This is a genomic window from Aneurinibacillus sp. UBA3580 (genome assembly GCF_002375825.1).
In the GTDB taxonomy this organism is placed as follows: domain Bacteria; phylum Bacillota; class Bacilli; order Aneurinibacillales; family Aneurinibacillaceae; genus Aneurinibacillus; species Aneurinibacillus danicus.
This window is the reverse complement of record NZ_DFMZ01000027.1, coordinates 1-17,827: the sequence shown is the minus strand read 5'-3', so window position 1 is coordinate 17,827 and position 17,827 is coordinate 1. Positions and strand designations below refer to the sequence as shown.

At 49.9% G+C, this 17,827-nt stretch carries 16 protein-coding genes; 2 read left to right on the top strand and 14 right to left on the bottom strand.

Annotation, left to right across the window (positions count from 1 at the left end; translation table 11 throughout):
- Positions 1 to 210: 210 nt before the first annotated feature.
- Positions 211 to 1,359, top strand: a complete 1,149-nt coding sequence (locus B2899_RS04430) for a PP2C family protein-serine/threonine phosphatase (protein ID WP_286884324.1) — start codon at positions 211 to 213, stop codon at positions 1,357 to 1,359.
- Between the two features lie 163 nt (positions 1,360 to 1,522).
- On the opposite strand, the gene B2899_RS04425 is transcribed toward B2899_RS04430, so the two are convergent.
- From B2899_RS04425 to B2899_RS04410, 4 genes are all read right to left on the bottom strand, one after another.
- The gene (locus B2899_RS04425; RefSeq protein WP_146809559.1) at positions 1,523 to 2,701 is read right to left on the bottom strand and encodes a pyridoxal phosphate-dependent aminotransferase; all 1,179 of its coding nucleotides are present in this window, start codon (positions 2,699 to 2,701) and stop codon (positions 1,523 to 1,525) included.
- A 150-nt stretch (positions 2,702 to 2,851) separates the two neighbouring features.
- Positions 2,852 to 4,381 (bottom strand): AAA family ATPase, encoded by a 1,530-nt coding sequence (locus B2899_RS04420; protein ID WP_286884321.1) that lies wholly within the window; start codon positions 4,379 to 4,381, stop codon positions 2,852 to 2,854.
- Positions 4,374 to 4,895, bottom strand: a complete 522-nt coding sequence (locus tag B2899_RS04415; RefSeq protein WP_286884318.1) for a hypothetical protein — start codon at positions 4,893 to 4,895, stop codon at positions 4,374 to 4,376. The genes B2899_RS04420 and B2899_RS04415 overlap by 8 nt, the downstream gene beginning before the upstream one ends.
- Before the next feature lie 176 nt (positions 4,896 to 5,071).
- Complete coding sequence (locus tag B2899_RS04410) at positions 5,072 to 5,551, bottom strand: DUF5590 domain-containing protein (RefSeq protein WP_286884316.1); 480 nt, start codon at positions 5,549 to 5,551, stop codon at positions 5,072 to 5,074.
- A 114-nt stretch (positions 5,552 to 5,665) separates the two neighbouring features.
- Here B2899_RS04410 and B2899_RS04405 point away from each other — a divergent pair, with 114 nt between their 5' ends.
- A complete protein-coding gene (locus B2899_RS04405) occupies positions 5,666 to 5,854 on the top strand; it encodes a hypothetical protein (RefSeq protein WP_286884314.1) in 189 nt (62 codons plus the stop codon).
- Between the two features lie 121 nt (positions 5,855 to 5,975).
- Here B2899_RS04405 and B2899_RS04400 read toward each other — a convergent pair whose 3' ends face one another.
- The 10 genes from B2899_RS04400 to bshA form a co-directional block, all read right to left on the bottom strand.
- Positions 5,976 to 7,274, bottom strand: coding sequence for an amidohydrolase family protein (locus tag B2899_RS04400; protein ID WP_146809554.1), 1,299 nt, complete (start codon positions 7,272 to 7,274; stop codon positions 5,976 to 5,978).
- A gap of 50 nt (positions 7,275 to 7,324) precedes the next feature.
- Entirely contained in the window at positions 7,325 to 7,942 is a 618-nt protein-coding gene (locus B2899_RS04395; protein WP_146809553.1) for a redox-sensing transcriptional repressor Rex, read from the bottom strand.
- An 83-nt stretch (positions 7,943 to 8,025) separates the two neighbouring features.
- Positions 8,026 to 10,878, bottom strand: a complete 2,853-nt coding sequence (dinG, locus tag B2899_RS04390; protein ID WP_286884311.1) for an ATP-dependent DNA helicase DinG — start codon at positions 10,876 to 10,878, stop codon at positions 8,026 to 8,028.
- Positions 10,879 to 10,982: 104 nt separating this feature from the next.
- Positions 10,983 to 12,413 (bottom strand): tetratricopeptide repeat protein, encoded by a 1,431-nt coding sequence (locus B2899_RS04385; protein WP_146809551.1) that lies wholly within the window; start codon positions 12,411 to 12,413, stop codon positions 10,983 to 10,985.
- 119 nt (positions 12,414 to 12,532) lie between these two features.
- Positions 12,533 to 12,916 carry an aspartate 1-decarboxylase gene (panD, locus tag B2899_RS04380; RefSeq protein WP_146809550.1) on the bottom strand — a complete coding sequence of 128 codons (384 nt, stop codon included), beginning with the start codon at positions 12,914 to 12,916 and terminating at the stop codon, positions 12,533 to 12,535.
- Positions 12,901 to 13,770, bottom strand: a complete 870-nt coding sequence (gene panC, locus B2899_RS04375; protein WP_146809549.1) for a pantoate--beta-alanine ligase — start codon at positions 13,768 to 13,770, stop codon at positions 12,901 to 12,903. The genes panD and panC overlap by 16 nt, the downstream gene beginning before the upstream one ends.
- Positions 13,767 to 14,624: a 3-methyl-2-oxobutanoate hydroxymethyltransferase gene (gene panB, locus B2899_RS04370; RefSeq protein ID WP_286884307.1), complete on the bottom strand. Its 858-nt coding sequence runs from the start codon at positions 14,622 to 14,624 to the stop codon at positions 13,767 to 13,769. The genes panC and panB overlap by 4 nt, the downstream gene beginning before the upstream one ends.
- 304 nt (positions 14,625 to 14,928) lie before the next feature.
- Entirely contained in the window at positions 14,929 to 15,906 is a 978-nt protein-coding gene (locus B2899_RS04365; protein WP_286884305.1) for a biotin--[acetyl-CoA-carboxylase] ligase, read from the bottom strand.
- Positions 15,903 to 17,126, bottom strand: a complete 1,224-nt coding sequence (locus B2899_RS04360) for a CCA tRNA nucleotidyltransferase (RefSeq protein WP_146809546.1) — start codon at positions 17,124 to 17,126, stop codon at positions 15,903 to 15,905. The genes B2899_RS04365 and B2899_RS04360 overlap by 4 nt, the downstream gene beginning before the upstream one ends.
- The coding region (bshA, locus tag B2899_RS04355) for an N-acetyl-alpha-D-glucosaminyl L-malate synthase BshA (protein WP_286884303.1) at positions 17,111 to 17,827 on the bottom strand (717 nt) is incomplete at its 5' end. The genes bshA and B2899_RS04360, both read right to left, overlap by 16 nt.

Below are 17,827 nucleotides of genomic sequence, written 5' to 3'. Positions count from 1 at the left end.
CCTTTTTCCCCATTGAAATCATTGTCTCGTTCTCTCCTCTCTTTTCCTTCGTACCGCAAAAGTCAGCCGCCTTTCCCCTCATTTTCATGCCGGGGTTGCGGCTGAGACACCATGGTGGTTTTCTTATAACGTATAGCATTTTCCTCATTTTATAGTTAGAATGTACTGTGTGATTACTCCTAAACCATTTTTGTAGAAAGGAACTCTATAATGAAGATTTTGCTTGTTGATGATGAGCCTGGCATTCTTGCTCTATTGGAACGAGTTCTGCGTCACGCCGGCTATCATGACCTTATAACCGCTGAATCCGCTTCAACTGCTCTCACATACATTCATAACACTTCCATCGACTTAATCTTAATAGATATCATGATGCCAAACATAGACGGAATTACAGCATGCCGACGCATCCGGGAGCATCCAGCCTATATTGATACACCCATTATCATGCTTACCGCTTTTGATAACAGGACGCATCTAAGCAGGGCGTTCGAAGCGGGGGCTACCGATTATATTACCAAACCAATCAGTATTGAAGAACTGCTCGCCAGAGTACGCAACGCGCTTCGTTTCAAACTGATGCTCGATGCCAGCAAAGAGCGGGAACAAACCATGCAGGTGCTATTCAAAAAAATTATGCATGAAATTGAATTGGCTAAAAATATTCAGCGTGGTGTACTGAGCGCTCCTCTCTCCAACCCGCATATTGAAACCGATGCGTTTTATGAACCGTCCCAACAGCTTGCAGGTGACTTATATAGCTGGTTTCCGATCGATCAACATCGGTATGGCGTTATTGTACTGGATGTAATGGGACATGGAGTAGCCGCCTCGCTCATCAGTATGTCGGTACGCTCCCTACTGCGCGGCATGATTACGCGCCTCGGCGACCCGATCGCGGTTATGACGGAACTTAATCGTCATATGCATACACTGTTTTCCCGATCGGCACATCCGGTTCCACATTATTTCACCGCAATTTATCTCATGATTGATACACAAACACAAGTCATCGAATATGTAAATGCCGGGCATCCAGCCGGCTTCCTTCTTACGTCTACCCAACGTCCACAGCTTCTTACAGAGGGATGCCTTCCCATCGGGCTCGTCACAAATTTACCTATGCGAAAGGGCTGCATCCCGTATGACGGTGAGACATTGTTGGTCCTGTATACGGATGGATTGCTGGCAGCCATGGAGGATAGTGAAAACGATATTTCTTCTCTGCACAGCCTATGCGCTTCTTTCCCGTTATTATCCGGCCGTTCATTCATCGATTATATTTTTTCCCGGTATCCACTGAATTTACGCCATCTGGAAGATGACATCTGTCTGGTGACCATCCGCCTTAAAATATAGAAAAAAGGCTTTTTGCACAAATCAATACGATCATAAAATGAATTTTAATGTACGAACATTCCTTACGTAATGCTTACGTAATGGATCAATGTTCTATCTATACTGTTCTCTAGTGCCATAAAAAGGCCTGGAATTCGAGTGCATCGAACGCCAGGCTTTGTTCTTAGTTTTCTTCTACGAATTTTTTGATACGGGCAATGCCTTTTTCTAATTGTTCTAGCGATGTTGCATACGAAATGCGGATATGGTTCGGTGCACCGAATCCGGAACCCGGGATAAGCGCAACGTATTCCTTCTCAAGTAGCGCTTGCGCCCATTCGTCCACATCGGAATAACCGCCTTTTTTCATCGCTTCGCTCACGTTGGCGAACAGATAAAATGCGCCTTTCGGCTCCACGCAATGAATGCCTTCAATATCATTCATCAGTTTAACAACCGCTTTGCGGCGTTTGTCAAACTCGGCTTTCATCATCTCCAGCGACTCCTGCGAACCTTCGAGCGCTGCCAGCGCGCCATACTGAGCAAATGTTGTCGGATTCGATGTGCTGTGGCTGGACAGGTTCGTCATCGCTTTAATCAACGCTTCGTTTCCTGCCGCGTAGCCAATCCGCCAGCCCGTCATGGAATACGGTTTGGACATACCGTTAATAACCACCGTTAATTCATACGCTTCCGGGCTAAGGCTTGCGATGCTTACGTGCTCCTGTCCATCGTAAATCAGCTTCTCATAGATTTCGTCTGATACCATGAGGATTTGCTTCTCGATGCAGACCTGTGCAAGGCCTTCCAGCTCTTCACGTGTATACACGCTTCCGGTCGGGTTGCTTGGTGAGTTGATGATAACGGCACGCGTTTTATCCGTAATCGCGGCACGCAGCTGTTCCGGCGTAATTTTAAATTCGTTTTCTTCCGAACCTTCCACAAATACAGGAACACCGTCCGCGAGCGTAATCATTTCCGGATAGCTTACCCAGTAAGGAATCGGGACAATGATCTCGTCGCCCGGGTCAACGATCGCCTGGAACAGGTTATACAAAGCATGTTTCGCTCCATTGCATACAACGATCTGAGAAGGTTTGTATGTAATATTGTTGTCGCGCTGCAGTTTCTCGCAAATCGCTTTCTTCAATTCAGGAATCCCTGCGGCGGCCGTGTACTTCGTCTGGCCCTCTTTCATTGCTTTTACTGCGGCGTCGATAATATGCTGCGGCGTATTGAAATCAGGCTCACCCGCTCCCAGGCCGACCACGTCGTATCCTTCGCTGCGCAACTCTTTCGCTTTGGCGGTAATGGCGAGCGTTTTGGACGGCGTAATTTGCGCTACGCGCTTCGCTAATTTCATATGAGCTCCTCCTCTACTTCCTACAAAAAAATCCACCTATTTTGTTTTTTCAATACCTTTCCATTTTACAACTCTTATTTCAAAAAGGGAAGTTGAAGTGCATAGAAAAAGGATAACCCGGTGCAATTCGGATTATCCTTTTTCCTTTTGTCATGCCTTCATACGACGAGCTTCGATTTCTTCCACTTTTCTCTGCTTCGGAAGCGCGCGCGCTTCTTCAAGCATGGCGCGGAATTCTTCACCGCTTAGTACTTCCTCGCGCAGCAGATGATCCAGAGCATGACGGAATACCGGGAAGTGTTCGGTCAGCACCTGGCGTGTGCGATCCAGCAATTCATTAAGAATACGCTGTCTTTCTTCATGCAGCGCCTCTTTCCCGACCATGTCTATCTTCACAATGCCAAGTTGGGACAAGCCGCTGTCGATAATCGTGTCCACAAGGCGCAAAGCTTGTTCAAAGTCGTTGCGCGACCCGGTACTGCGACCACCATACAGCATCTCCTCTGCCACAGCACCGCCGAGCGCGATCATAATCTGCTGCTCAAGGTTTTCGAGCGTATACAGATAGCGATCCTGCTGCGGGCTCTGTCGGACATAGCCAAGCGCCTGGCCGCGCGGACGCAGCGATACCTGCGACACAGACATCGGCCGCACCACTTCGGATACAATTGCATGACCAAGCTCATGGTTCGCCACACGTTCCCGTTCCTCGGCAGTCGATTCACGGTCTGTCTGCTCTCCCATCATGACCTTATCGATCGCATGGGAAAAATGCCGCTGCGTAATAACCTTGCTTTTGTCGCGGAATGCATAAATAGCCGCTTCATTGGTTACACTTTCTAACTGAGCACCGGAAAAATTAAACGTATCGCGCGCAATGGCTTCAATGTCCACATCGTCAGCAAGGGGCTTATTTTTTACATGAATCTCAAGAATCTGTTTACGCGCCTTCATATCCGGCAGATCAACCACAATCTGACGGTCAAAACGGCCCGGACGCACGAGCGCATCATCAAGCATGTCCGCACGGTTCGTAGCAGCAATCATCAGCACACGCGGATGTTCGGTCGTCGTAATCCCATCCATCTCTGTTAATAGCTGGTTCAACGTCTGATCATACTCACGATGCTGGTTGCCTTCACGCTTACCGCCGAGCACATCGATTTCATCAATAAAAATAATCGCGCTATCCTGATTATTTTTCTCCGCTTTTTGCTTCGCTTCTTTAAAAAGATCGCGAATGCGCTGCGCACCGACCCCGACATACATCTCTACGAACTGGGAGCCGGATGCCGCCACAAAGGCGGAATTAGTATAATTAGCGGCCGCTTTGGCCATTAATGTTTTCCCTGTGCCCGGTGGTCCGGTCAACAGAATTCCCTTTAACGGGCGAATGCCATATTCTTTTAACGTATCTTTGTGAATCAAAAAATCGAGCGCTTCTTTCAATTCTTTCTTAGCGCGCTCCTGGCCGCCGATCTGATTGAACTTAACCGTTGTCTTGACCGTTTCCGCCGCTGTCTTCTTCTGAGTAATGGATACGCCACCCTGTCTCATTACAAAAAACATAAGAAAACTGATAATGATCGCCGCAATGATTAACGGAGCCACGTTCACACCGATAAATACAAGAAACGCGATGAAAACCGGGATCGCACCGATGACTATTTCTTTACCCATTCCGGCTCACCTCTCGTTCGCGCGGCAGCACCGCATAATACGGATTCTTGCCGTCGTTAAAATAGATATATACATACTGATCGTCCATATGGGAGCCTACGTTGGCCAATTTATGCTTTTTCTTTATCTGCTCTAATACGCCTGGAATCTTTGAATAAGTATGGAGTTCCATTGCCTCTGCAATGGCGAATGCGTTCTCATCCCAAATTTTCTGCAGGTTTTTATTCGGGGAATCGAACTCGATTTTAACTGCTCTTCCGTTCGATTTCTCTGAAGCGATTTTCTTTACTCTTTTATAGTCTTCCGCAAACTTGTCCGGATTGTTAAATGCTACATTTAAAGTAATCACGTCGCGGGCAATCGCGATATCGTTGAGCTTCACGCCTTTCATCGTCGCGATTTCGTTGGTGATTGGTTTTTTCACAAACTGGTTTTGAAACACATACCAACCCCCGAACAGCAGCAAGCTGCTGAATAAAACGGATAAAAAGATGGGCAATGCGCGTACCTTCATCCCCTACCCACCCCTTTCTACAAAAGTGATATATTGTTTATATATCATGTAGTATATCATAAATATGTTGGTTATGGGGTAAGCGTTTTTTTCCTTCACAAAAATGACAACGTTAGGGCCAAAGACGAAAAATGGAGCGAAGATCCCCTCCGCTCCATCGTACCATATTTCCGATGCTACGTATCCGCCTTTTGCAGCTGGTACGATTTCAGAAACTTACCATTATACATATCAATGTAATAATAATGAAAGTAGTCCCCTTCTGCAAACAACACTTCCCATGCCTTACTGTTATCCTGTTTGGCAGGAATAATGTGAATCAGTTGCATGCCCGGATGGTCTTTGGCCAATGCTTCGAGCACATTCTCCTTTGGGATGAGGCGCGACATTTTTTCCACCTCTCCTTGCTCTCCATGAAACCATGCCACCAGCTTTTCGCCGTCTTCCGTTTTTCCTTCGATAACAATATAGTCCTGTTTTCCATAATACGTGCCTACAGAGGTGACTTCAGTTATCTGTGTGCGCGATAACGCCAGTGCTTTGCCTTGCTCCTCGATTGCCCTCTGCTGTCCGCGCAGATGCAAATACAAAGCGAGCGCTGAACACAGCACGACCAATAACAGCGCGAGCGCTCCGTATACCCACGATTTTCTCATTCGCATTCCTTATCCTTACCTGTGTTTCGTATTTTCTGGACATCAAAAAATGCTAAACATACTGCCCGTATCCAAGGAGATACTAAGGTTACGCGCAGGAGGAGGTGAGCGTGCGTGAAGCAGCCGCACCTTGCGCATCTTGTGGAATCGATACCGGAAGAAGTAGTAAGGCTTCTTGCGGATGAACGAAACCCTTCCTGGATGCTTCTGTCTTCCCCGTTTCGCTACGAGGGAGAAGATACTTTCGCTTCGTTCCGTCAGCCGAACCTTCATTCCTGGATTACTATGGAACAGCCGCAATGACAACAACCATTCACATTTTAATTCCCCTACCTATCCATCTTCCATTCTCCCTGCCGCATGCGGCAGGGAGCCTTTTTCCACACTGAATTCATCCCCCTGTCTCTTCCCTGTTTATCCGCTTTTATTTTTTCTCCAATTTTTCAAACATCCGGTTGGCGTTCTCGATAACAGCGGTCTCATCCATCGTTAAGCACTTGCCGTCCTTAATGAGCTGCGTACCCTGGACATATACATCTTTAACGTCCCTGCCGCTCGCCGCATACACAACATGCGAAATCGGGTCATGCTTCGGCTGGAAGAAAACGCTGTGCGAATCAAGCACGATAAAATCGGCCTGTTTCCCCACTTCAAGCGAGCCGATTTGATCATCCATAAATACAGCTTCCGCACCATAGATAGTAGCCATACGCAGCGCTTCCGTCGCCGGCACGAGCACCGGATTATGACGATGACCTTTATGCAGAAGCGCCACCATCTTCATTTCCTCAAACAGATCAAGGTTGTTATTGCTCGCCGAACTGTCCGTGCCAAGCGACACGCAAATCCCCCTCTCCATCATCTCCGGTACGCGGGCAATGCCGCTGCCAAGCTTTAAATTGCTGATCGGATTGTGCGATACTTTCACATCGTACTTCGCAAGCGTATCCAGTTCTTCATCCGTCAAATGTACGGCGTGTGCCACCAGCGTCGGCCGATTAAATACACCGAGCTTCTCTAAATGCTCCACCGGCCGGGTTCCATAATCGTTGACATTCTGCTGTACTTCCCATTCCGTTTCGGACATGTGGATATGTACCGGCAAGTCCAACTCATGGGCACGGGCTACAATTCGCTCCACATAATCCGGCGGGCAGGTGTACGCCCCATGAGGTGACATCATCGTCATGATGCGGCCATTTGCCGTCCCGTTCCATTTGGCGGCAAATGCGCTCGCCTCTTCAAGCTTCTTCGTCTGCTCTTCCGCCGAGCACAAACCGATAACGCCGCGGCACAGGCGTGCGCGCATTCCGGAAGCGGTAACCAATTCCGCCACCATATCCATATTGTCATACATATCAACAAACGTCGTTGTACCCGTCTTCAGCATTTCAATAATAGAAAGCGACGTTCCCCAGCGCACATGCTCTTCCGTGAACTGGGCCTCAAGCGGCCACATCTTCGTCTCCAGCCATTCCTGCAGCGGCAGGTCATCCGCATATCCTCTAAGAAGCGACATGGCAGTATGGCCGTGCGTATTTACAAGGCCAGGCATGACAATGCGGCCTTCTGCGTCAATGACTTCATCATATGTATCCACGGCTTCAGGCGTCGGTCCGACATACGTTAATACGCCGTTTTCAAACGCAATTGCTCCGTCGTAAATAACCTCATTCGTTTCGTTTACTGTCAGCACTGTTGCATGAATGACGATTGTTCTCATATGGTATAGGGCGCGCTTGCCGCAGCGCGCCTTGCCTCCTTACCTGTGTTTTATAAATAATAAGCCAAACTGTGCAGCTCCATTGTAACATCCGCATCATGAACACGTACGTCCTCCGGCATACGCAGATTGGTCGGAGCAAAATTCAAAATGCCTGTAATTCCCGCATCCACCAGACAGTCAGCCACCGATTGCGCGGCTTCCGCCGGGACCGCAATAATACCGATGCGGATGCTTTTTTCTTTGACCGTCTCCTTTAGTTCACTCAGCGGCTGAATGGTCAGGTTGGCAATTTTTTTGCCGATTTTGTTCGGATCGGCATCAAAAACCGCAATAATCTTCATATTGTCCTTCAAGTATGCATTGTAGTTGCTAATGGCGTGTCCCAGATTCCCCGCACCGACCAGCAGCACGTTAATCTGCTGGTCAAGCTTAAGAATGCTTTTAATCTTTTCTACAAGATAATTCACTTCATAGCCAATTCCTTTTCGACCGAATTCACCGAAGCAGGCAAGGTCCTTACGAATTTGTGCCGGGTTTAAATCAAGCGCTTCGCCAAGCTGCTGCGATGAAACCGTGCGAACGTTCATTGCCTTTAAGTTGTTTAAATAACGCAAATAAACGGGAAGCCTTTTGACAACGGCCTCAGAAATTTTTGGCACTTTCACTCTCGTTCTCTCCTTCTTACCCTAGTCCCACTTCTTAACATCCTCTGACTGTATGTGTCTTCGTTCTCCCGACAGGTCCACACTTATGCCAGCCAATCCGCAATTTCGGGCAGAAGCTCCGCCGTCGGCTTCACCAGCATATTCGTCTCCGGCAAAGATTTAAGGAACACTCGGCCATATCGCGCATCGATGACACGCCGATCATAAATGAGCACGACCCCCCGGTCTGTACTCGTACGCACCAGTCGGCCGAATCCTTGTTTAAATCGGAGGACGGCCTGGGGCACGGACAATTGCATGAATGCATTCTTATTCTGCTCCTCAAATTGTTGATTGCGCGCCTCGACAAGCGGATGGTTCGGAGGCACGAACGGCAAGCGAACAATCGCGAGGCAAGACAAGTCTTCCCCCGGGATGTCCACCCCTTCCCAGAAACTGCTTGTGCCGAGCAACACACAGGCAGGAAGCGAGCGGAATTGCTTGGTTAGCTTGCTGCGGCTTGCCCCATCCATTCCGTGGCCGAGCACCGTAATCTCGACTTCTTTCAGCTTCTCTTTCAAAGGCTCATATACGCTGCGCAGCATGGCGTAGGAGGTAAACAAAACGAGCATGCGCCCTTTTGTCGTTACCGCAACCTGGGCGAGAGAATCGATCAACGCTTCCACGAAGTGGCCCTCCGAACCTCCTTTGATGTTTGGAATTTCACTCGGAATGCAGATGAGCGTCTGTTTTTTGTAATCGAACGGCGAAGCGAGCACGACTGTTTCGATGCTCTTTTCTTTAAGCAAATCGGCAAGTCCGAAGCGTTCGGTCGCATACGCAAAGGACGAATTCACGCTCAGCGTGGCTGATGTAAGAATGACGCTTTCTTTTTTATCAAAAAAGCGTTCACGTAAAAGCTCTGATACATCGATGGGTACCCGGTGCAAATACATCGTTCTGCGCGTGCTGCGCGTATCCAGCTCGACCCAATAGACGTAGCCGTCATCCTCGGTTAACAGCATATCATGCAGCAGCGAAGCATACTCCAGACAATCATTAACCATACCGTTCAAATCGATCAGCAATCCTTTCATGCCGATCGGCGCATCATCGCCGTGAATGTTTGCATAAATCGATTCCAGCTTTTTGCCGATGGCAAGCAGCAAGTCGACGCTGTTGCGCACAGCAGAAACGACGGCTCGACCCCACCGATTTTCGAGGTTCTCCTGCTTATAACGCATGACGGTACGACCGATCTCTTCGCCTTCCCTGGCGCGCTGGTGCGACCATTGATAGAGCAAGCTGTACATCTCGCGAATCGTTTCCTTGCCTTCGTGAATCTGCTGGTAGGCCGTCTCGATTGAGTGTTTGCTTTCCTCATAACTGGTCACACTCCAACCCCGTACTGCTTCTTCGATTTCCTCAAGCAGTCCGGGACCACGATCCGGATGCAGACGGTGCAGCATCCCTTCAAGCTGATAGGATGAAATGGTATCCCCTAAATGGCGGCTCGCCACATCGTCAAAGTGATGAGCTTCATCAATGACTGCATATTTATAAGTTGGAATGATACGGTGCTCCGCATTCATGTCGGTAAACAGAAGCGAATGATTTGTCACAATCACTTCAGCCTGCTGGGCTTGGCGTCGCGCCTGATGGTAATAGCAGCGCGAAAACCAGGGACACTGCCGGTTCAGGCATGAACCTGCATCGCTTTGCACTTGTTTCCAGTATACCTGCCCGCCGGACGGAAGACTAATTTCTTCTACATCTCCCGTCTCCGTTTCGGTCAACCAGACAAGCATCTGCGACTTGCTTAGCTGCACATCATAATTATCATGCTCTTCCTGCAAACTATGTGAAAACTTTCGCAGACACAGATAATTGTTTCTTCCTTTTAAGATGGAAATGCGGGGGGCATCATTACCAAAAATCGCCTGCAAAATCGGGAGATCACGTGTATACATCTGTTCTTGCAGCTGAATGGTATGGGTGGAGATGACGACGGTCTCTTCCTCCCGCTTAGCCCAGAATACGGCTGGAATTAAATACGCCAGAGATTTTCCGGTACCGGTCCCTGCTTCAATCATCAAATGACGGCCGGATTCGAACGAATCATACACCTGTTTCATCATTGTGACCTGAGCCGGACGTAATTCAAAGCCGGGCATATGCTCTTTCAGCAAGCCCTGCTCGCCGAACAGACTGTCGATGAATGTTTCAAACTCCATCGCTTCTTCTATTCTTTGTCCGCTTGCCTTCTCAACCGCCTTCCGCTTCTTCAGGCAAATCTGATGCACTACTTCCAAATCCGCGTCCGGTTCGTATGCACCCTGACGAATCTTCCGCTGCTCAATATCGGAAAGCAGCGTCTGTACATCGGAATGGAACGGACGACTCAGCCGCTGAAGGTGCTGGATGGTGACAAGCGGCATATTCTCCAGCTTATCGAGCAGATGCAAAAGAATATATGCAGTCGCTTCCGCGTCGGAATCCGCCTGATGCGGCCGGTCATGCAGAATATCAAGTCCGACAGACAAGTCGGAGAGCCGGTACCCTTCCTGACCCGGCAGCAGAAGCCGGGACAACTCTACCGTATCAATCAACGGACCTGAGAACGGATGATAGCCAGCCTCGTTTAATGCGTTCTGCAAAAACGATAAATCAAAAAAAACGTTATGAGCCACAAATACGGCCCCGTCTAACATCTTTAGCAACGAAGGCAGCGCATCTTCAATCGGAGGGGCGTCTGCCACCATCTCATTGTTGATGCCTGTCAATTTTTCGATAAAAGGGGGAATATCGACCTGCGGGTTGACCAGCGTAGAGAAACGTTCAACAATCTCCCTTCCGCGAACAAGCACCGCTCCGATTTGTATAATCCTGTCTCCCTCTTTTGGTCGATTGCCTGTCGTCTCAAAATCGACCACAACAAAAGTGTCCAACTGTTTCACCTCAAACTCTTTCGCTTCATCGCGCATCTTACAGACAGGGATCCACTTATTATTTTCTATTACTTAGGAGGGAAGTGCAATACAAAAAAAGAAAAACCGGCGTTTCATAATGCCGGCATGAACTCCTTCCAACGCTTATACGCTTCTTCGGGTGCACCGTCTATGTAGTGCACAAGCCCGGCGTACAAGCCGCTCTCCCGAATGACGCCGGCCGCATGGCTTGCCGAAAAATGCGTAAGCGCTTCTTCTCTTTTGCCCTGGTCGAGCAGCACTCTGCCCTGTAAGTAGTGACCCAACGCCTGTATATGACCATCCTTCGCAGCCAGCAACTCGTTCACCAATCCTTGCGCCTCTGCGATTCGGTGCTGTTTGAGGTAAGCGTACGCCAGCCCTGCCCGTGAAAGCGCGTGATCATGCCGCTGTGCAGTATGCTCAAATACGCGTGCGGCCCGCTCCGTCTCCCCCTGGGAAAGCAACACCCAGGCATAGGAACAGGCATAATCCGGCTGCTCCGGCGCAAGCGTTAACGCATACTTCAGATAAGGAATAACCCTGTCCCCCTGCTCGGCCTGCCATAGCGACCAGCCCAATCCATGCCAGACGGATGCATCATTTCTGTAATCTGGCAGAAGCGTCTGATAGCAACGGGCCGCGTCCGCAAATCGACCCAGCCGCTCATACGTACATGCAATCGCCTTACGCTGCTTCGCTCTGTATGCGAATGATTCGGCTCGTTTCAACAGGGCGTACGCTTCGTTCTCCCTTCCGTTTGCCGCATGACAAGTGCTTGCCAGCAGCAATACCTCCACATCGTCTGATTCGTTATTCAGGAGTGAAAGGGCTGCCTGCGCTGCTTCTTCATATCGTCTGAGATGATACAATGTCAGCGCCCGATTGTAGCCCGCATCCGTTAAGTCTGGAAACGTTCTAAGCGCTCGTTCAAACCAGCTTACCCCTTGTTCAGGGTGACCCTCCAGTACTGCAATCGATCCCAACGCGTTGTATGAGGCGGCACAGATGAAGGCATTGTCGCACGTTTCCGTAAGCAGGCGAAACTGCCGGTATGCCACATCAAGACGCCGCGACATAAAGAAACCGAAGGCAAGATACAGCCGTGCTACCGTTACATCGGGCGCCTCTTCAAGAACACGGCTGAATGATTCCACCGCCTCCCGGTACATCGATAATGTAAAATACCCCTGTCCTTGACGAAACTTAGCGGCCAGCGCATAGGGAAGAAGGATCTCTTCCACATCCTGGTCTTCAGGCTTTTTCTCTCCCTTTGATTCAGCTTTATGTGGCGAGACGGAAGGGAGCGTCGCATGCCCGCTCTCTTCCTGCTCAAACATGCGCTGAGCCTCAACCAGTTTTTCTTCAAATTCAAGCCAATCTTCCACTATCTGGTCACTAATCTGTCGAAGTTGCAGCACGGTATTATACAGTTTCACTTTTTCTGCTTCCGGCGCTGACGCCATACATGCTTTCACTTTCTCAATCTGGTCCGTAAGTGCGGCAAAATAATGAGACAGCAGCATAGACTCCCCGCCTTTCATGTCACTCTGTATTACTTTCAGTGTGACACATCAGCATGGAATTTATGAATAAAAAGAGCGGAAAACAACGGTTCCGCCCTTTATGCCTTTCATATATTCAACTAAAATATGGTCGCGTGGATTTCTTCGCCGAGCATTTCTACAATCTTGTTGTTTTCATCCATGATGGCGACTTTTGGTTTGTGAATCTTGGCTTCCGCATCCGACATCATCGCATACGAGATAATAATGACAATATCGCCCGGCTGTACAAGGCGAGCCGCCGCGCCGTTCAGACAAATCACGCCGCTGCCGCGCTCCCCTTCGATGACGTACGTTTCCAGGCGTGCACCGTTGTTATTGTTGACAATTTGTACCTTTTCATTCGGCAGAATGTCCACCGCATCCATAATATCCCGGTCAATCGTTACACTGCCTACATAATTCAAGTTGGCTTCCGTAACGGTCGCCCGATGAATCTTTGCTTTCATCATCGTACGGAACATGCTGTTTCCTCCTGGCTTGCCACAAGCATAATATTATCGATCAAACGCGTGCGGCCGAAACGGACCGCCAGTGCAACAATACAATGGCCGCGCAGCTCTTCCATCGGCATAAGCTCCGGATAGCTGCGAATCTCAATGTAATCAATCTCCGCAAGCGGGCTTTCTTGGATAATAGACTTGATTGCGGAGCGCAGGGCCGCCGCATCCCGCTCACCCATCGCAACCATCTCCTCCGCCCGCTTCAGCGAGCGTGACAAAACAAGCGCTTGCTCTCTTTCTTCTGCGGACAGATACACATTGCGCGAGCTAAGAGCCAATCCGTCCGGTTCACGCACAATCGGACACGGCACAATCTCGATTGGCATATTCAAATCACGCACCATCTGTGTAATGACCGCCACCTGCTGTGCATCTTTCATGCCGAAAAATGCATAATCCGGCTGTACGATATTGAACAGCTTGGTAACAACGGTCGCCACGCCATCGAAGTGACCCGGCCGTGATGCGCCGCACATCGAATCAGTAATGTCTTTCACTGTCACAATTGTCTTGCTGCCTTCCGGATACATTTCCTCTACCGAAGGGAAGAATAGGATATCCACGCCGCGGGATGCGGCGAGGTAGCGATCCCGCTCTATATCCCGCGGATATTTCGCCAGGTCTTCATTCGGTCCAAATTGAAGCGGATTAACAAAAATGCTCATAACGACTACATCAGCTTTTTCCTTGGCTTGATCCACAAGACTCAAATGACCTTCATGCAAATATCCCATAGTCGGTACAAATCCAACCGTTTTTGGACGCGCCTCTTTTAGGAGGGAGCGCAATTCCTTGATGGAAGAAACCGTTCTCATATTTTGACCCCTTCTCCGTATAATCTCTCCAGCGTTTCTTCCTTCATGGTGAAGGTGTGCTCGGCTGCAGGAAACGCGCCGCTGCGCACCTCGGCCGCATACTGAGCAATTGCCTGTTTTATAAGCGAGCCTGCATCCGCGTATTGTTTAACAAACTTCGGCACACGGCCGCCCCCGTAAGATAATATATCGTGATACACAAGTACCTGGCCGTCACAGCCGGCTCCGGCGCCGATGCCAATCGTCGGAATGGATAATTTGTGCGAGATGAGCTCTGCCAGTTGTTTCGGTACGCACTCCATTACAAGGGCGAACGCTCCCGCCTCTTCGAGTTCCAGCGCGTCGTCAAGCAGCTTTTGCGCTGCCTCCGGCGTTTTGCCCTGCACTTTATAACCGCCGAGTTGGTGCACGGACTGCGGTGTAAGTCCGATATGTCCGACTACCGGGATGCCGGCCTGCGTACATCGGCGAATGAGCGGTGCAAGCTCCGCACCCCCTTCGATTTTAACCGCTTTGGCCAAGCCTTCCTGCATAATGCGCCCCGCGCTGCGCAGCGCATCTTCAATCGTGCCGTGGTAAGTGAGAAACGGCATGTCGGTAACTACAAATGCGCGTTTCGCTCCACGCGTAACCGCTTTCGTATGATGGATCATGTCATCGAGCGTTACCGGCAGCGTTGATTCGTAACCAAGCACGACCATGCCGAGCGAATCCCCGACAAGAATCATATCGACCCCCGCTTCATCGGCGATTTTTGCCGACGGGTAATCGTATGCTGTTAGCATAACGATTCGCTCTCTGTTCCGTTTCATTTCCTTTAAGGATACAACCGTAACTGTTGAACTGCCTGCCATTTTCATTCCTCCTTACGCTTTGAGCGATCCGATAAGAGAATGGCGGTGTGAAGGCATATAAAAACGCCTTCAACAGAGAAGAAGGCGTACTGAAACCATGATTTATCTGCAAATATGGTAACATTGAATTCCCTCTGTCTCGGTCCTCATCGGCTCAGAGCAGATTACTGTATTGTGTACCTTTTCATATAATCAAGTGTCGTGGTGCCGCTCCGTGCGGATACAGCCCTGACACCCTCATTATAAGCACAACCCCATCGGACTGGCAATCCTTTTTGCACATTCTGTCGAAATTCACCGTGGATTACGCGTGAATTTCGACGTCCGCCGAATACACCTTCGTGATCGATCCGTCCTCCCGACGCACAAGCAGCACGCCACTGTCATCAATGCCCTCCGCATATCCTGTAAAAGAGCCTTGCAATGTACGAATGGTCACTTTTTTTCCGATGGTAATCGCGCAGCGCTCCCAGCGTTCCTTTACCGGAGCAAATCCGTCTTCAAGATATACATCGTACAGCTCCTCAAGCCGGTAAAGGATTTGCTGAATAATCGGCACCCGACGCAACGGCTCCCCTTTAGCAATATACAGCGATGTTGCAACCTCCCGTACATCCTCCGGAAACTGTTCTGCAGTCGTATTGACATTGAGGCCCATTCCGATAATAAGATAATGAATGCGATCCGACTCCGCATTCAGCTCGGTCAAAATACCGCACACTTTTTTGCCGTCAATTAAAATGTCATTGGGCCATTTAATCTGCGCGTCGATGGCGCAGAAATCGCGCAGCGTTTCCACGATAGCGACCGCCGCCAGGAGAGTGATCTGCGGACACTTCTGCAGTTCGAGCGTCGGTCGAAGCAGCAGGCTCATGGAGATGTTCGTACCTGGCGGCGAGTGCCACACACGTCCGAGCCGCCCCTTGCCTCCTACCTGTTGATCCGCGACAACGAGTGTTCCTTCCGGAGCGCCCGCCTTGGCCAGTTCCTGACATTTATTCTGTGTAGAATCAATGGTTGGATAATAATGAACCTCACTACCAAACACACGCGTATTCAATCCGGCTTTGATTTCTTCTGCAATCATCACATCCGGTGTGGACATAAGTCTGTATCCTGATCGGCGTACCGCCTCAAATACATATCCTTCTTCCCTCAGCTCTTCGATATGCTTCCACACTGCCGTGCGGGAGACACCGAGCCTGCGGCTTATCTCCTCTCCGGACAAAAACTCTCCCTTCGCCTGTTTAAACATTTGCAACAAATTTTCACGTATTTTCATCTAAGTATCATCCTCGCTCGGAGTAATAGCGCCTGCCGCTCATTCGCTATCTGGCCGCTGCCCGCTTCCAGCGCAAGTTGAAACAGCAAATCGCGAATCCACGGTCCGCCCTTTTGTCCCATCTCCCGCTGCAAATCAGCTCCGCTGACTGCCAGATCCTGCATGCTTTTTATCCGCATCGACTCATGCAACCGAAGAAGTTCCTGTACCGCATTCGTGTCTCCTGACATAATGTCATACAGCGCTGCGGCATTATGTACCGCATTGAATCCGAACTCCAATATCCAACGCATACGCTTGTCCGTATCATGAAGGGCATTCAATCTCTGAGTTAGCTCTACCATTTGCTCGCATGCTTTGATTAGCTTTTTTTCGCAGCGCAGCGCACGCAGAATCGTTTCCACTTCGGCTTCTCTGCCGCAAATGAGAAATAAATAGGCCCAACGGGAGACAAGGTCATTAGCGGCACGTAAACATTTCCTTTCTTCGATAGCCAGTTCCCGCTTCCCCTCCAGCAGCCGGTTAATTCCCGGCATACCGTAAACAAGCCCGGTTTTCAGCACATCCGCTACCGTACAATCCGGGTACAGGCCGGCCAGTGCCTTGTTCCATTCGATGCTAATTCGCTCGACTGCCACATAGCGGATATCTTCGGCGCATACTTTTATCGCTTTATATGTATCCGGATCGATCGAAAAGCCGAGCTGGCTTGCAAAACGAAGGCAACGCAGCATGCGCAGGGCATCTTCCGCAAATCGCTCCTCCGCCCTGCCGACTGCGCGAATAAGCTTCGCATCCAAATCGTCGCGTCCTCCGAACGGATCTATCACTTCGCCGCGCAGATCAAGCGCCATCGCGTTAACCGTAAAATCGCGCCGCGCCAAATCTTCCGTAATATCATCGACAAACCGGACTTTATCCGGACGACGGTGATCCTCATACCCGCTCTCTGTCCGAAATGTCGTGACTTCCAGCGGAATTCTGTCTTGCAGCACCGTCACCGTTCCATGCGCAAGCCCGGTCGGCACCGTTTTCGTAAACAGCCGCATCACTTCTTCAGGCCGGGCGGAAGTAGCGATATCGAGATCATGTACCGGCCGCCCCAGCAGAGTATCCCGCACATATCCGCCTACAAAATATGCCGCGTATCCCGCCTCTTCGAGCGTGCGTAAGACCTGTCTGCCGGCTTTCAACACATCCTGTTTCATGATTTGGGACACGACTCCGTCTCTTGGACCAGTACGCGCTGGTAAATCGCTTCGTACTGACGGGTGATATCTTTATAACAAAACGTATGATATGCTCTCTCCATCGCCTGACGTGAAAAGCGTTCGTACATCGCTGCGTCCGATACAAGCTCAATCGCCTTCTCGGCCATTCCGTTCACATCACCGATCGGCAGAACAAATCCGGTCACTCCATCCTTCACCACTTCAGGCAATCCGCCTGCATCGCTTGAAATAACCGGCTTGCCGCAGGCCATAGCCTCAAGCGCCACCAGACCGAAGCTTTCCTGCGCAGACGGCAGCAGCAGCACGTCTGCGATGGAGAGGACACAGGCGATGTCTTCCTGTTTTCCGAGGAAGATTACATCTTCTCTAAGACCGAGATCTGCCGCCAGATCGCGCACCAACGGAAGTTCCGGGCCCTCTCCGATCATCAGCAGCTTGGCCGGCATGCGCTGTTTAATCTGATGGAAAATACGCACCACATCATCCGTTCGTTTTACGCTGCGGAAGTTGGAAATATGAATAAACACTTTCTCGTTGTTCGGTGCATATTCTTCGCGCACATCACACATATCACGCGGATAATATTCCCGCTTGTCAATGAAATTGTAAACCAGGTCGATCGGCTTCTCGATCTGAAGCACTTCCCGCGTCTGATTAATCAGACTCTGTGACACGGCGGTTACAGCGTC

Coding starts and splice junctions, on each gene's coding strand:
- panC (WP_146809549.1), bottom strand. CDS start 13,770: ATGAGAACGGTTTCTTCCATCAAGGAATTGCGCTCCCTCCTAAAAGAG.
- B2899_RS04425 (WP_146809559.1), bottom strand. CDS start 2,701: ATGAAATTAGCGAAGCGCGTAGCGCAAATTACGCCGTCCAAAACGCTC.
- B2899_RS04420 (WP_286884321.1), bottom strand. CDS start 4,381: ATGGGTAAAGAAATAGTCATCGGTGCGATCCCGGTTTTCATCGCGTTT.
- B2899_RS04430 (WP_286884324.1), top strand. CDS start 211: ATGAAGATTTTGCTTGTTGATGATGAGCCTGGCATTCTTGCTCTATTG.
- B2899_RS04415 (WP_286884318.1), bottom strand. CDS start 4,895: ATGAAGGTACGCGCATTGCCCATCTTTTTATCCGTTTTATTCAGCAGC.
- panB (WP_286884307.1), bottom strand. CDS start 14,624: ATGGCAGGCAGTTCAACAGTTACGGTTGTATCCTTAAAGGAAATGAAA.
- B2899_RS04410 (WP_286884316.1), bottom strand. CDS start 5,551: ATGAGAAAATCGTGGGTATACGGAGCGCTCGCGCTGTTATTGGTCGTG.
- B2899_RS04365 (WP_286884305.1), bottom strand. CDS start 15,906: ATGAAAATACGTGAAAATTTGTTGCAAATGTTTAAACAGGCGAAGGGA.
- B2899_RS04400 (WP_146809554.1), bottom strand. CDS start 7,274: ATGAGAACAATCGTCATTCATGCAACAGTGCTGACAGTAAACGAAACG.
- panD (WP_146809550.1), bottom strand. CDS start 12,916: ATGTTCCGTACGATGATGAAAGCAAAGATTCATCGGGCGACCGTTACG.
- B2899_RS04385 (WP_146809551.1), bottom strand. CDS start 12,413: ATGCTGCTGTCTCATTATTTTGCCGCACTTACGGACCAGATTGAGAAA.